Annotated in this window: 9 protein-coding genes and 1 riboswitch; of the genes, 7 read left to right on the top strand and 2 right to left on the bottom strand. The window is 65.6% G+C overall.

The genetic code is table 11. The features are described from left to right. Positions 1-146: 146 nt before the first annotated feature. Complete coding sequence (locus FBY33_RS08980) at positions 147-626, top strand: Dps family protein (protein ID WP_043451386.1); 480 nt, start codon at positions 147-149, stop codon at positions 624-626. A 109-nt stretch (positions 627-735) separates the two neighbouring features. Here the strand turns inward: FBY33_RS08980 and FBY33_RS08985 are convergent, their stop codons facing one another. After that, positions 736-2,295, bottom strand: a complete 1,560-nt coding sequence (locus FBY33_RS08985; protein ID WP_142030269.1) for an MFS transporter — start codon at positions 2,293-2,295, stop codon at positions 736-738. A gap of 85 nt (positions 2,296-2,380) precedes the next feature. Here FBY33_RS08985 and FBY33_RS08990 point away from each other — a divergent pair, with 85 nt between their 5' ends. The 4 genes from FBY33_RS08990 (at position 2,381) to FBY33_RS09005 (ending at position 9,236) form a co-directional block, all read left to right on the top strand. Next, positions 2,381-2,917, top strand: a complete 537-nt coding sequence (locus FBY33_RS08990) for a TetR/AcrR family transcriptional regulator (RefSeq protein WP_142030270.1) — start codon at positions 2,381-2,383, stop codon at positions 2,915-2,917. A gap of 94 nt (positions 2,918-3,011) precedes the next feature. Beyond that, positions 3,012-3,109, top strand: a riboswitch (glycine riboswitch). 186 nt (positions 3,110-3,295) lie between these two features. Then, positions 3,296-6,157 carry an aminomethyl-transferring glycine dehydrogenase gene (gcvP, locus tag FBY33_RS08995; RefSeq protein ID WP_142030271.1) on the top strand — a complete coding sequence of 954 codons (2,862 nt, stop codon included), beginning with the start codon at positions 3,296-3,298 and terminating at the stop codon, positions 6,155-6,157. A 12-nt stretch (positions 6,158-6,169) separates the two neighbouring features. Further along, positions 6,170-7,330 carry a glycine cleavage system aminomethyltransferase GcvT gene (gcvT, locus tag FBY33_RS09000; protein ID WP_142030272.1) on the top strand — a complete coding sequence of 387 codons (1,161 nt, stop codon included), beginning with the start codon at positions 6,170-6,172 and terminating at the stop codon, positions 7,328-7,330. A 457-nt stretch (positions 7,331-7,787) separates the two neighbouring features. Beyond that, complete coding sequence (locus FBY33_RS09005) at positions 7,788-9,236, top strand: L-serine ammonia-lyase (RefSeq protein WP_142030273.1); 1,449 nt, start codon at positions 7,788-7,790, stop codon at positions 9,234-9,236. A 58-nt stretch (positions 9,237-9,294) separates the two neighbouring features. Here the strand turns inward: FBY33_RS09005 and FBY33_RS09010 are convergent, their stop codons facing one another. Beyond that, entirely contained in the window at positions 9,295-9,840 is a 546-nt protein-coding gene (locus FBY33_RS09010) for a TspO/MBR family protein (RefSeq protein ID WP_142030274.1), read from the bottom strand. A gap of 121 nt (positions 9,841-9,961) precedes the next feature. Here FBY33_RS09010 and FBY33_RS09015 point away from each other — a divergent pair, with 121 nt between their 5' ends. Beyond that, a complete protein-coding gene (locus FBY33_RS09015) occupies positions 9,962-11,095 on the top strand; it encodes a lipid II:glycine glycyltransferase FemX (protein WP_142030275.1) in 1,134 nt (377 codons plus the stop codon). 127 nt (positions 11,096-11,222) lie between these two features. Further along, entirely contained in the window at positions 11,223-12,539 is a 1,317-nt protein-coding gene (locus FBY33_RS09020) for a peptidoglycan bridge formation glycyltransferase FemA/FemB family protein (protein ID WP_142030276.1), read from the top strand. Positions 12,540-12,542: the final 3 nt, after the last annotated feature.

A 12,542-nucleotide genomic window follows, 5' to 3' on the forward strand; every position in this document is an offset into this window, starting at 1 on the left:
TGTGATGCAAGACGCAATATGAATCACATTCGTTTATGACTGACTGCCTGAAATTAGTAAGCTCACTGAGAAATTGCCGCTGGCCCTGCCGCCACGTGGCGGGCGGCTGGTAGCGTCGGCCATATTGGACCACTTGAGGAGGATGCATGAAAGCTTCACCGACACTGACCAACAACCTGCAGGCTGTCTTGGCGGACCTGATCGAACTCCACGTTCAGGGCAAGCAGGCGCACTGGAACATCGTGGGCACCAACTTCCGCGACCTTCACCTGCAGCTCGATGAAATCGTGGACGCCGCTCGCCAGTTCGCCGACGACACTGCCGAGCGCATGCGTGCCCTGCACGCGCTCCCGGACGGCCGCAGCTCCACGGTTGCCGAAACCACCAGCCTGGCCCAGTTCCCTGACGGGCTGATCAGCACCACGGATGCCATTGAGCGGATCGTTGCCGCCATGGAGGCCGCCGTGGGCACCATGCGCAAAGTCCATGACGAGGTGGATGAGGAGGATCCCACCTCCGCGGACCTCCTCCATGAGTTCATTGCCCGGCTGGAGCAGTTTGCCTGGATGGTGCAGGCCGAGAACATGAAGCCCACCGCCAAGGTAACTGCCGCCGACTCCAAGTAGCGGGATCCGCGGGCGCGCAGCCCGCTGCCATTCCAAAGGGCGCCCGGCGCCGAGGTATTCCCTCGGCGCCGGGCGCCTTTGTGCAGCCGACACGGCACACCCTCGGCTGCTAGGCCGCTTTTGGCACTTTCCGCAGCACGACGGCGGCCAGGACTGCCGCCGTCGCCATCAGTACCAGCCCAATCGCCGCAGTGATGTGGACGCCGGAATCAAACGCTGCCGCCGCAGCCTCTCGGACGGCTGCCGACAGTGATTCGGGCACCAACGTTGCTGCTTCAATTGCGCCGGCGAGCGTTTCACGGGCATTGTGCAGGGTGGATCCGGGCAGCATGCCGTCCAGTCCCGCGGGCAGCCGCAGGTTCTGCTGGTAGGACGCGGTCAGGATGGAGCCCAGCACCGCGGTCCCCAGCAGCGAGCCCACCTCGTAGCCTGTCTCCGAGATCGCCGCGGCAGCGCCTGACTTCTCCGGCGGGGCGGACCCGAGGATGAGGTCGTTGGAGATGGTTTCAGCCGTGCCCACGCCCAGTGCCAGGACCAGGAGCGCCGCCAGCAGCAGCGAGGGTCCGCCGTCGTGGTTCCCGAACGCCACTATCGTGTAGCCCGCAGCGCTGAAGGCCAGTCCTGCCGCCACCACGTAGCCGGGACGGACCTTGCGGACCAGCGGCACCACCACCAGCCCGGCCGCCACCGTGGCGGCCAGCGCCGGGATCATGGCAACACCCGCCGCGGACGGGGTCATGCCCTCGAGGAGCTGGAGGTGCTGGGCAAGGAACAGGATGAACCCGTTGAAGGAGAACAGGGCAAGGATGTTGGCGCTGATGGCCATGCTGAACACCCTGTTCCGGAACAGTGACATGTCCAGCAGCGGGTGCTTCAGCCGGTGCTGCCGCCGCACGAATACGAGCCCCATCACCAGGCCAAAGGCAATGCTGCCCAGACCGGCTGCGCCCGGACCTTCGGTGGCCATTGCCTTAATGCCGTAAACCACGGGAACCATGACCAGCATGGAGAGCAGGATGCTGGGGATATCCACTATTCCGGGCCCCGGATCCTTCGATTCGGGAATGACGGCAGGTCCAAAGGCCAGCAGGGGGAGCATGAGCGGGACCGCCACCAGGAATACGGCGCCCCACCAGAAGTGCTCCACCAGCCATCCGCCGACGATCGGACCCAGGGCCGCGCCGCCGGAGAAGCCGGCAGCCCAGATGGCGACGGCCAGCCTCCGGCGGTTGGGCTCCGGGAAGATGTTGCGGATCAGTGACAGGGTGGAAGGCATCAGCATGGCACCGAAGAATCCCAGGGCGGCGCGGCCGGCGATGAGCCACTCCGGCGCTGGTGCAAAGGCGGTGGCAACGGATAGTCCGGCAAAGCCGATGCTGCCAAGGATCAGCAGCCTCCGCCGCCCAATCCGGTCGCCGAGGCTGCCCATTGATACCAGCAGCCCGGCGAGTACCAGTGGGTAGGCGTCAACGATCCAGAGCAGTTGCACGCCGCTGGGTTCCAAGGCCTGTGCGATGGCGGGCAGTGCGAACGTCAGCGCCGTGTTGTCCACCGCCACCAGCAGTACCGGGAACATCAGCAGCCCCAGCGCCAGCCAGTCCCGCCACGGCGAGCGAATGGAGGTGCTGTTCGCCTGCGCGGACGCAGAACTCTTGATGGAAGCGGTCATGGGAATAACTATACCGTCCAGACGGTATAGTTTGGAAACGTAGCGATTTCCGTTTTCCTGCCTCGTGGAAGGCATGATGGAAGGCATGCCCCGAAAGCCTGTTGCCCGTGACGCGGTCCTTGACGCCTTCGAGTCCCTGCTGATCGACGTGGGGGAGCGCGCGGCCACCCTTGATGCCGTGGCCCGCAAGGCGGGGGTGTCCAAAGGCGGCCTCCTCTACCACTTTCCCAACAAGGAAGCGCTCATCTCCGTGCTGCTTGACCGGCTGGAGGGCCTCGCCCGGGAAGACGCTGACGCGATGGCTGCTGCCGCTGAAGGTGCCGCGGCATACTTCATCCGTTCCTCTGTCTGGGCGGATACTCCGCTGGACCGCGCCATCGTGGCCGCCACCCGGCTTGCAGAGGTGGCCCACGAAGAGACAAGGCGCCGGTTCGCGGCCATCCAGCAGCGCTGGCTGGACGAGATAGCTGCCGACGTTGGCCCGGGCCTGGCCAAGGCAGTCCTCTACATGGGGGACGGCCTGTACTTCAACGCCATGCTGTCCGTTGCCCCCGCCCCGGCAGGGGGAGCGGCTGCCGACGTGGACGAACTCCTGGCCGCTTTGGAGCGGCTCCGGAGGTAGTTCCGGTCATTTGCCGCGAGGGGCTGCGGCGTAGGACAATAGAGAGTTGTGAGGGCTGTCACCGGCCTTCATGGTTCGACAAATGAATAGCCTTTGATCTGCGGCGGGAGAGTTCTGCCGGAAGTACAGGCAGGCGCCGTTGGAGCAAATCCTCCCCAGGAATCTCGCAGGCCCCTGTACCGCCGCGGCGAGGCACCTCTGGAAAGCAGCAGGCAGTCCACCACCCTTTGGGAATGCAAGGACTGTTGTGCTCACCGACGGTGCAAGCGGGTCCTGTCCAGGCAGGCAACGCGGAAACTCTCAGGTCCAATACAGAGCGGGGAGGGACCCGAATAGCTGTGGCGTACCCTTCGCCGCCTGAGTAAATGGAGTTCCTTCGTGTCGGTTACCCCAGCCTCCACCACTTTCGTAGACCGCCATATCGGCGCGCGCCGCCAGGCCGACGTCGACACCATGCTCAAAGCCGTAGGCTACGACTCGGTCGACTCCCTGGTTGATACGGCCGTTCCCAAGGTCATCCGCCAGGACACCGCGCTTCGCCTGCAGGACGCCCTCAGTGAGGTTGAAGTCCTCACCGAGCTGCGGAAGCTGGCCGCGAAGAACAAGACGGCCGTGCAGCTGATCGGCCAGGGCTACTCCGATACCGTGACTCCGCCGGTGATCCGCCGCAACATCCTCGAGTCCCCGGCCTGGTACACCGCCTACACCCCTTACCAGCCCGAGATTTCCCAGGGCCGGCTCGAGGCCCTGCTGAACTTCCAGACCATGGTGCAGGACCTCGTGGGGCTGCCCATTGCCAACGCATCGCTGCTCGACGAAGCAACCGCGGTGGCTGAGGCCGTGCTGCTGATGCGCCGCGCCAACAAGGCCAAGCCCGCGGCCGATGGCAAGACCGTCCTGGACATCGACGTGCTCCCGCAGACCATCGCCATCGTCAAGGGCCGTGCAGAGGCGCTCGGCTTCGAGGTGGAGGTGGCCGATCTCTCCAAGGGCCTGCCCGACGGTGACATCAACGGGGTGGTGCTGCAGCAGCCCGGCGCTTCCGGCCGGGTCTGGGACCAGTCCGGCGTCATCGCCGCTGCGAAGGAGCGTGGCGCGCTGGTTACCGTGGCCGCGGACCTGCTGGCACTTACGCTCATTACCCCTCCGGGCGAGCAGGGCGCGGACATCGCGGTCGGCTCAGCCCAGCGCTTTGGTGTTCCGCTGTTCTTCGGCGGCCCGCACGCTGCCTACATGGCTGTCCGCAAGGGCCTGGAGCGCTCGCTTCCCGGCCGCCTGGTGGGCGTGTCCAAGGACGACGCCGGCGTTCCCGCCTACCGCCTGGCCCTGCAGACCCGCGAGCAGCACATCCGCCGCGAGAAGGCCACCTCCAACATCTGCACCGCCCAGGCGCTCTTGGCCATCGTTGCCTCCATGTACGCGGTGTACCACGGCCCGGACGGACTGAAGGCGATCGCCGAAACGGCGCATGGCCACGCCCGTGCCCTGGCGGCCTCGCTTGCCGCTGCCGGCGTTGACGTGCTGCACAAGAGCTTTTTCGATACCCTGACCGTCCGGGTCCCCGGACGGGCGGCCGGCATTATTGCCGACGCCGAGGCACGGGGCATCAACCTGCGCAGCGTCGACGCCGATACCGTCGGCATCGCCCTCGATGAAACCACGACCCCGGCCATTGTCGCCCAGGTGGCCGATGTCTTTGGCGCCAAGGTTGCCGACCACCAGGGTGAGGACCAGGGCTTCGGTCTGGAGGCCGCCGTCGAGCGTTCCTCCGACTTCCTGCAGCACCCGGTCTTTAACACGCACCGGTCCGAAACCCAGTTGCTGCGCTACATCCGCAAGCTCTCGGACCGGGACCTGGCGCTGGACCGCACCATGATCCCGCTGGGCTCATGCACCATGAAGCTGAACGCCACCGCGGAGATGGAGGCCATCTCCTGGCCCGAGTTCGCTTCCATCCACCCGTTCGCCCCGGACTCCCAGACCGAAGGCTGGCGTGAACTCATTGCCGACCTTGAGGCGGACCTGACCACGATCACCGGCTACGACCAGGTGTCCATCCAGCCCAACGCCGGTTCCCAAGGCGAGCTGGCCGGCCTGCTGGCGATCCGCGGCTACCACCACTCCCGCGGCGACCAGCAGCGCAACATCTGCCTGATTCCCGCCTCGGCACACGGCACCAACGCCGCCTCCGCAGTCCTCGCCGGGATGAAGGTCGTCGTCGTCGCCACCGCCGCGGACGGCACCATTGACCACGATGACCTCACGGCCAAGATCGAGGCCCACAAGGATGTCCTCTCGGCAATCATGATCACCTACCCGTCCACGCACGGAGTGTACGACTCCGATGTGCGCGAGGTCTGCGACGCCGTCCACGCTGCAGGCGGCCAGGTATATGTGGACGGAGCGAACCTGAACGCCCTCGTCGGGCTGGCCCAGCCGGGCAAGTTCGGCGGGGACGTGTCCCACCTGAACCTGCACAAGACCTTCTGCATCCCGCACGGCGGCGGCGGCCCCGGCGTCGGACCGGTTGCAGCGAAGGCACACCTGGCCCCGTTCATGCCCGGCGATGCGAACAAGGCTGCGCACGAAGCCGGGCACGGCGTTGCAATCTCGGCGTCCCGCTTCGGTTCGGCCGGCGTGCTGCCCATTTCCTGGGCCTACGTGAAGCTGATGGGCGGTGAGGGCCTGACCGAGGCCACCAAGTCCGCGCTCCTGGCGGCAAACTACGTCGCCTCCCGCCTGAACGAATACTTCCCGGTCCTGTACACGGGCGAAGGCGGGCTGGTGGCCCACGAGTGCATCCTGGACCTGCGCGAACTCACGGCCAGGACCGGGGTGACGGCTGAGGATGTTGCCAAGCGCCTCATCGACTTCGGCTTCCACGCCCCCACCCTGGCCTTCCCCGTGGCCGGAACGCTGATGGTGGAGCCCACCGAGTCCGAGGACCTGGCCGAGATCGACCGCTTCATCGAGGCCATGATCACCATCCACGGCGAGATCCAGCAGGTAGCCAGCGGCGACTTCACCCTGGAGGCATCACCGGTGCGCAACGCACCCCACACGGCAGCCGCCGTCGTCAACTCCGACTGGGACCGCGCGTACCCGCGCGAGCAGGCCGTATTCCCCGTTGCCTCGCTGCGCCAGGACAAGTACTTCCCGCCCGTGGGCAGGATCGACGGCGCCGCCGGCGACCGGAACCTGATCTGCTCCTGCCCGCCGCTGGAAGACTTCGAAAACTAAGGACCGGCACCAATGACCGAGAAATACACCGCGCTTTACGACGAGCACAAAAAGCTCGGCGCATCCTTTACGGACTTCGGCGGCTGGCAGATGCCGCTCAAGTACAGCTCTGAACTTGCCGAACACCACGCCGTCCGCAACGCTGCCGGCCTGTTCGACCTCTCCCACATGGGAGAGGTCTGGGTGACCGGCCCCGATGCCGCCGCCTTCCTGGACTACGCCCTGGTGGGAAAGATCTCCGCCATGGCCGTGGGCAAGGCGAAGTACTCGCTGATCTGCAACGAGGACGGCGGCATCATCGACGACCTCATCACCTACCGCCGCCCGGCGGGTGCGGGTACCGCACAAGGCAGTACCGACGTCTTCCTGGTGGTGCCGAACGCGGGCAACGCCGCCGTGGTCGCCGCAGCCCTGCAGGAACGGGCAGCCGGGTTCAATGTTGTGGTGGATGATGCCTCAGCCCGCACTTCCCTGATCGCCGTCCAGGGTCCCAAAGCCCAGGAACTCCTGCTGCGCCTGGTTCCGGCCGCGCAACACTCCCTGGTGACGGAGCTGAAGTACTACGCCGCGGTCGCCGTCCCGCTCCTGGTAGGTGGCACCGGCAAGGAACTGCTGCTTGCGCGCACCGGATACACCGGTGAAGACGGGTTCGAGATCTTCGTGGACAACGACGACGCCCCGGCGCTGTGGCAGGCCCTGATCGCCATCGCTGACGATGGGGAACTGATCCCGGCAGGCCTCGCCTCCCGCGACTCCCTCCGCCTCGAAGCAGGAATGCCCCTGTACGGCAACGAACTGTCGCTGCAGGGCGACCCGTTCGCCGCCGGCCTGGGCGCCATCGTCGCACTCTCCAAGGAAGGCGACTTCGTGGGCAAAGCCGCCCTGGCAGCCATGAAGGAAGCCGGCGCCGGCAGCACCTCCGGCCGCCGCCTCGTGGGGCTCAAAGGCCAGGGCCGCCGCGCCGGCCGCGCGCACTACCCGGTCCTCAAGGACGGCACCACCGTCGGCGAAGTCACCTCCGGCCAGCCGTCGCCCACCCTCGGTTACCCCATCGCTATGGCCTACGTCGACGTCCAACACTCGGCAGCCGGCACGGCCCTGGACGTGGATCTCCGCGGCAAGGCCGAACCGTTCGAAGTCGTCGACCTCCCGTTCTATAAGCGCCTCAAGTAGCTCTTGGTGCTCCACGGTGGTCACCTTGGCCCTTCGGGTACGGCCTCCTCCGCGTGCCGCCCCGTGGTCACCTTCGCGGCGGCGGACCGGACATTTTCACGCGTGCTGCTCGTTCCTCGCTTTGACGCACGCTTTCGAAAAGTCCGGCTCCGCCGACGCTCGTGGGCACGTCGCCACGGTGCATAGGGCCATGGGCAGGCATAGGGAGGGCGCGGACAAGGTGTGTGTTTTCTTTCCTCGGCACTCACGATCGTTGTCAGCCTGCTCGTTGCCTGCTTGCCGCGTCGCTTTGGTGCCGTGTCCCTCGGAGTGGGCGGGGCATCCGGCAGCGTGCGTCTAAGGGAGCGTCACGTCCGCGCAGCGGGCGTCTTCGCGACCGAGCACGCAGAGGATGTCCTGCCCGCTCCACCCCAGCCACTCAGAGCGACTCGAACCAGATTTTTAGTTAGGAATTGTCATGGCAGTCGGAGTCTTTGACCTCTTTTCGATCGGCATTGGGCCTTCGTCTTCTCATACTGTGGGGCCGATGCGGGCTGCTGCGGTGTTCGCGGAGGAACTCAAGGCCTCGGGTGTGCTGGCTGGGGTGGGGGCGTTGCGGGTGGACCTGTATGGGTCGCTGGCCGCGACGGGGCACGGGCATGGCACGATGACTGCGGTCCTGCTGGGGTTGGAGGGGTTCCATCCGGAGTTGATCCTGCCGGAGGAGGTGGAGGAGCGGCTGGCCTCGATCGCGGAGACCGGGACGTTGAACCTGGCCGGTGCTGTGCCGTTGCCGTATGGGGTGAAGGATATGGTGCTGCGGCCGTTGACGGTGTTGCCGCGGCACACGAACGGGATGACGTTCACCGTGTCCGATGCAGAAGGTTCGGTGTTGCATGCGGCGACGTTCTTCTCGGTGGGTGGCGGGTTCATTGTCCGGGAGGGTGAGGAGGACGCGGCGCAGCAGGAACTGGACGCGTCCAAACAGGAACTGCCGCTGCCGTTCCGGACCGCCGCGGAACTGCTGGAGCACTGCGCGGTGACCGGGCTGGGCATCGCCGATGTCATGCTCGTGAACGAGAAGTCCTCCCGGGATGAGGAGCAGATCCGGGAGGGGTTGCTGCAGATCTGGTCGGTGATGGAAGACTGTGTGGCCACCTCGCTGAAGCGTGAGGGGGTGCTGCCGGGCGGGTTGAAGGTCCGCCGCCGCGCCCCGGACTGGTACGAACGGCTCAAGAAGGAATCCGCGCACACCCAGGACCACGACCAGGACGAGCAGGAGGCGGACTGGGACGCGGTCCGCTTCGACCCCAGGTATTGGCAGGAGTGGGTTAATTTGGTGGCGTTGGCGGTGAACGAGGAGAACGCCTCCGGCGGCCGGGTGGTCACCGCCCCCACCAACGGGGCGGCCGGGATCATTCCCGCGGTGCTGTTCTACGCGCTGCACTTCGCCCCGGGCATGGACCAGGCCAGCCAGGCCGACCGGGACGATGTGGTGGTGCGGTTCCTGCTCGCCGCCGGCGCGGTCGGGGTGCTCTACAAGGAACAGGCCTCCATTTCCGGGGCCGAAGTGGGCTGCCAGGGCGAGGTGGGCTCGGCGTCGTCGATGGCCGCCGCTGGCCTGGCCGAGGTGATGGGCGGGACCCCGGCGCAGGTGGAGAACGCCGCCGAGATCGCGATGGAACACAACCTGGGCCTGACCTGCGACCCGATCGGCGGGCTGGTCCAGGTCCCCTGCATCGAACGGAACGCGATCGCCGCCGCGAAAGCGATCAACGCCGCGAAAATGGCGCTCTGGGGCGACGGCACCCACCGAGTCTCCCTGGACGAAGTCATCATCACCATGCGCGAAACCGGCAAGGACATGAGCTCCAAATACAAGGAAACCGCCATGGGCGGACTCGCCGTCAACGTCGTCGAATGCTGACCCACCACCAACCCCGCACAGCACGGCGGGTGCGGCAGCTGACCGGCGTCCGCGGCGCCTAGTTGTGCACTGCCGCCCACCAGTTCAGGCTGGCAGCGAACACCAGCCATGAAACGTAGGGCAGCAGAAGCAGGCCGGCCGTCCGGCTGATGGGGCCGAAAAACAGGACCGTTACCGCGACGGCGGCAATCAGGGCAAGGATGATGATCAGCCCAAGCCACAATGCCGGCGTGCCGAGGGCAGGGTAGAGGGCAAAGAACGCCGGGGTCCAGGCGAGATTGAGGACCAGCTGGATGGCGTAGGCGGCCATCGCCGGCCGTGTCCTGTTGGTCCGCTTGCGCCATACCAGCCAGGCGGCCACAGCCATTGCCGTATAGAGGATGGTCCAGACGGGGCCAAACACGCCGTTGGGAGGGGACCAGGGTGCCTTGTCCGCGGTGGCGTACCAGCCCGAGACATTGGCCGCAGAAGCAAGGCCCCCAAGCGCCGCCACCAACAGGGACGCCACCAGGAAGCCGATGAGCGCGGCCACCTGAATCCCGGCGCTGTAGGGCTGCCTGCCGCTTCCCGTGCGAGTTGTGGTTTCTTCCCTATCCGGCCTCATGCCTCAACCCTTGTTGAAGGCGAACATTGCCGTCAAGCCGGCGCCGGGCAACGCGGAGGGCACGCTGTCCCGCCATGCGGGGAAAAGCCGGAAGCACATCAGGCTTTAGACTTGAGGCTGCATGTCCGCACGCATCCAGAAGTACAGAAACCGCGCACAGACCCGATTGGACAAGGCCCCCTTGCGACAACTCAACGCACGTTTTGCCACCGCCGAGGAAATCGAAAACTGGGACAAGCACGTCACGGCCAACCCGAACGGCGGCAATATGCTGCAGTCCGCAGCCTATGCATCGGTCAAGAATGGAAGTGGCTGGAAGGTCCGGTTCCTGGTGCTGGAAGGCGACGGAAACGCCAGCTACAACCTGGTGCTGGAGAAGAGCTTCCCCGTTCTGGGACGGTTGTGGTACGTGATCAAGGGTCCTGACCTGGCGGCTGCAGCGGACCTTGGAGCCGCCCTTGAAGCCTGTGCATCCTTTGTCCGCAGCAGCAAGCTGAACGTCTTCACCATCAAAGTGGAGCCGGACATTGTCGATTCCGACGAGGCACAGAAAGAACTGCGCGAAGCCGGCTTGGTCAAGGCACCCAATATCCAGTCCAACGACTCCACCGCCCTGCTGGACATCTCGGGCTCGGAGGAGGAAGTCTTCAAAGCCATCTCCTCGCGCGCCCGCAACGCCGTCCGGCGCGCCGAGCGCGAGGGCTGCCAGGTGGTCCGGCAGGAACACGGACCTGAAACCTACCGCGCCCTGTACGACCTGATGGCCAACACCGTCAACGCCAAGGGATCCATGCCCCTGCGCAGCTACGAATACTACGCACGGTTCTGGGACGAGTTCTGCAGCCGGGGCCAGGGGAATTTCTTCTTCACCTACGAGGACGGAAAGCCCAGCGTTGGCGCGTTCGTCATCAACTACGGTGCCAAGGCGACCTACAAGGACGGCGGTTCCACCCAGAACCGCAAGCAGTACGGGGACTCGCACCTGGTGCAGTGGGCAGCCATCCGGCGGATGCAGGAACTCGGCTGCACGGAATACGACTTCTGCGGAACCCCGCCGGCTGCGCGGATAAAGGACAAGACCCACAACCTCTACGGAATGGGCATGTTCAAGACCAGCTTCACCAAGACAGTCACCGACTTCGTGGGCTGCCACGACTACGTCCTGTCCCCGCTGCGGCACCGGCTCTGGGTCAAGGGCGGCGAAAAGGTCTTCCGCCGCATCGAAACCGCACGGACCGGCCGGCAGTTCTACTGACCTGCCACCGCCGCACCCCACAGCCAACGCGACCCCAAAGGTCCGCACGCCCCCGTGCGGCCCCCCGAACACCGCCCGTCCAGCGCGTGCCCGCCAGGCCGCGAAGAGTCCAGAAGAAGGTCACCCCTTGAATCCAGTTTCCGCCGCTACCGGGCTTGAGTACGCCAACCTCAGCGACGCCGACTTTGAGGCCTTCGCCCTGAAGCACCCGCAGAACAGCTTCCTTCAGTCCATCGATTTTGCCCGTTTCCAGCGCTCCCGCGGCCAGCAGGTGGAACTCTTCGGCGTCCGTCGCAACGGTGAACTGGTGGCAGCAGGAAAGCTGAACTACACCACCACCCGCCTTGGCTACACCGTCTGCGAATGCGCCAAGGGCCCCCTCATGGACTACACGGACCGGAACCTGGTGGGTGACGTCGTCGAACTTCTCCGCAAACACGCGGCAGGCCGCAAGGCCGCCGAACTGCGGATCTCGCCGAACGTCCGCTACATAGCCCGCGACGCCGACGGCGCCGAGCACCCCGACATCGAGGACAACCGGCCGCTGGTGGCCGACCTGGAACGGCTGGGATTCCGGCACCAGGGCCTGGACATGAACTTCGTCAACGTCAACTGGATGTTCATCAAGAACCTGGTGGGCATCCAGGATGCCGAAGAACTGATCATGAGCACCAGCTACCGGACCCGCAAAGCGATCCGCAAGGCGGAAAAGAACGGCGTCTTCCTGGAACAGGCCACCCTGGAAACCCTGGACGATTTCTACGGCGCCCTGAGCCGGGCCGGAGACGAAAAAGGATTCGTCTACCGTGAACGCGAATACTACGAACACCTGCTCCGCACCACCTCTGCGGAATTCACCAAGCTGATGATGGCCAAGATCGACATCCCGGCCTACCGGAAATCCATCACTGAGCGCCTGGCCATCGAGTCCGCCGCCGCAGCGGATCTCCGCCGTGAAGTGGAGGAGACCGGCAGCAAGAAGAAAGCCAACCGCCTCAAAGTGGTCCAGGACCTGGTGGACAGCTACGAGCGCAGCCTGAAGGACATCGAAAGGTTCCCCGATTCCGTGGGGACCGCCACCGTGGCAGCCATCCACTTCGTCTGTTACGGGGACGAGGTGGTGTGTGTCATCGGCGGCACCGTCCAGGACTACATCTACTTCAACGGCGCCACCTCCCTGTACTGGGGAATGATGCTGCATGCGCTCGAGAAGGGATACCCCAGGTACAACTTCTACGGCACCTTCGGCATCTCCGGCCAGGACGAGGAAGGCCACGGCGGCTACGAATTCAAGAAGGGATTCGGCGGGGAAGTGGTCCAGCTGGTGGGCGACTTCGTCCTGCCGGTGCGGCCCGCCGTCTTCCATGCCAACCGCCTTGCCAGGTCCGCTGCGGCGGCTGCCCGCACGCTGCTGGGCAAGCTGCCCCTGAAGCGTGCAGCCTGACCG

It is taken from the genome of Arthrobacter sp. SLBN-112, assembly GCF_006715225.1.
In the GTDB taxonomy this organism is placed as follows: domain Bacteria; phylum Actinomycetota; class Actinomycetes; order Actinomycetales; family Micrococcaceae; genus Arthrobacter.

Bases quoted from the DNA above. Each gene is read 5' to 3' on its own strand.
- FBY33_RS08980 (WP_043451386.1), top strand. From the start codon at position 147: ATGAAAGCTTCACCGACACTGACCAACAACCTGCAGGCTGTCTTGGCG.
- FBY33_RS08985 (WP_142030269.1), bottom strand. From the start codon at position 2,295: ATGACCGCTTCCATCAAGAGTTCTGCGTCCGCGCAGGCGAACAGCACC.
- FBY33_RS08990 (WP_142030270.1), top strand. From the start codon at position 2,381: ATGCCCCGAAAGCCTGTTGCCCGTGACGCGGTCCTTGACGCCTTCGAG.
- gcvT (WP_142030272.1), top strand. From the start codon at position 6,170: ATGACCGAGAAATACACCGCGCTTTACGACGAGCACAAAAAGCTCGGC.
- FBY33_RS09005 (WP_142030273.1), top strand. From the start codon at position 7,788: ATGGCAGTCGGAGTCTTTGACCTCTTTTCGATCGGCATTGGGCCTTCG.
- FBY33_RS09010 (WP_142030274.1), bottom strand. From the start codon at position 9,840: ATGAGGCCGGATAGGGAAGAAACCACAACTCGCACGGGAAGCGGCAGG.
- FBY33_RS09015 (WP_142030275.1), top strand. From the start codon at position 9,962: ATGTCCGCACGCATCCAGAAGTACAGAAACCGCGCACAGACCCGATTG.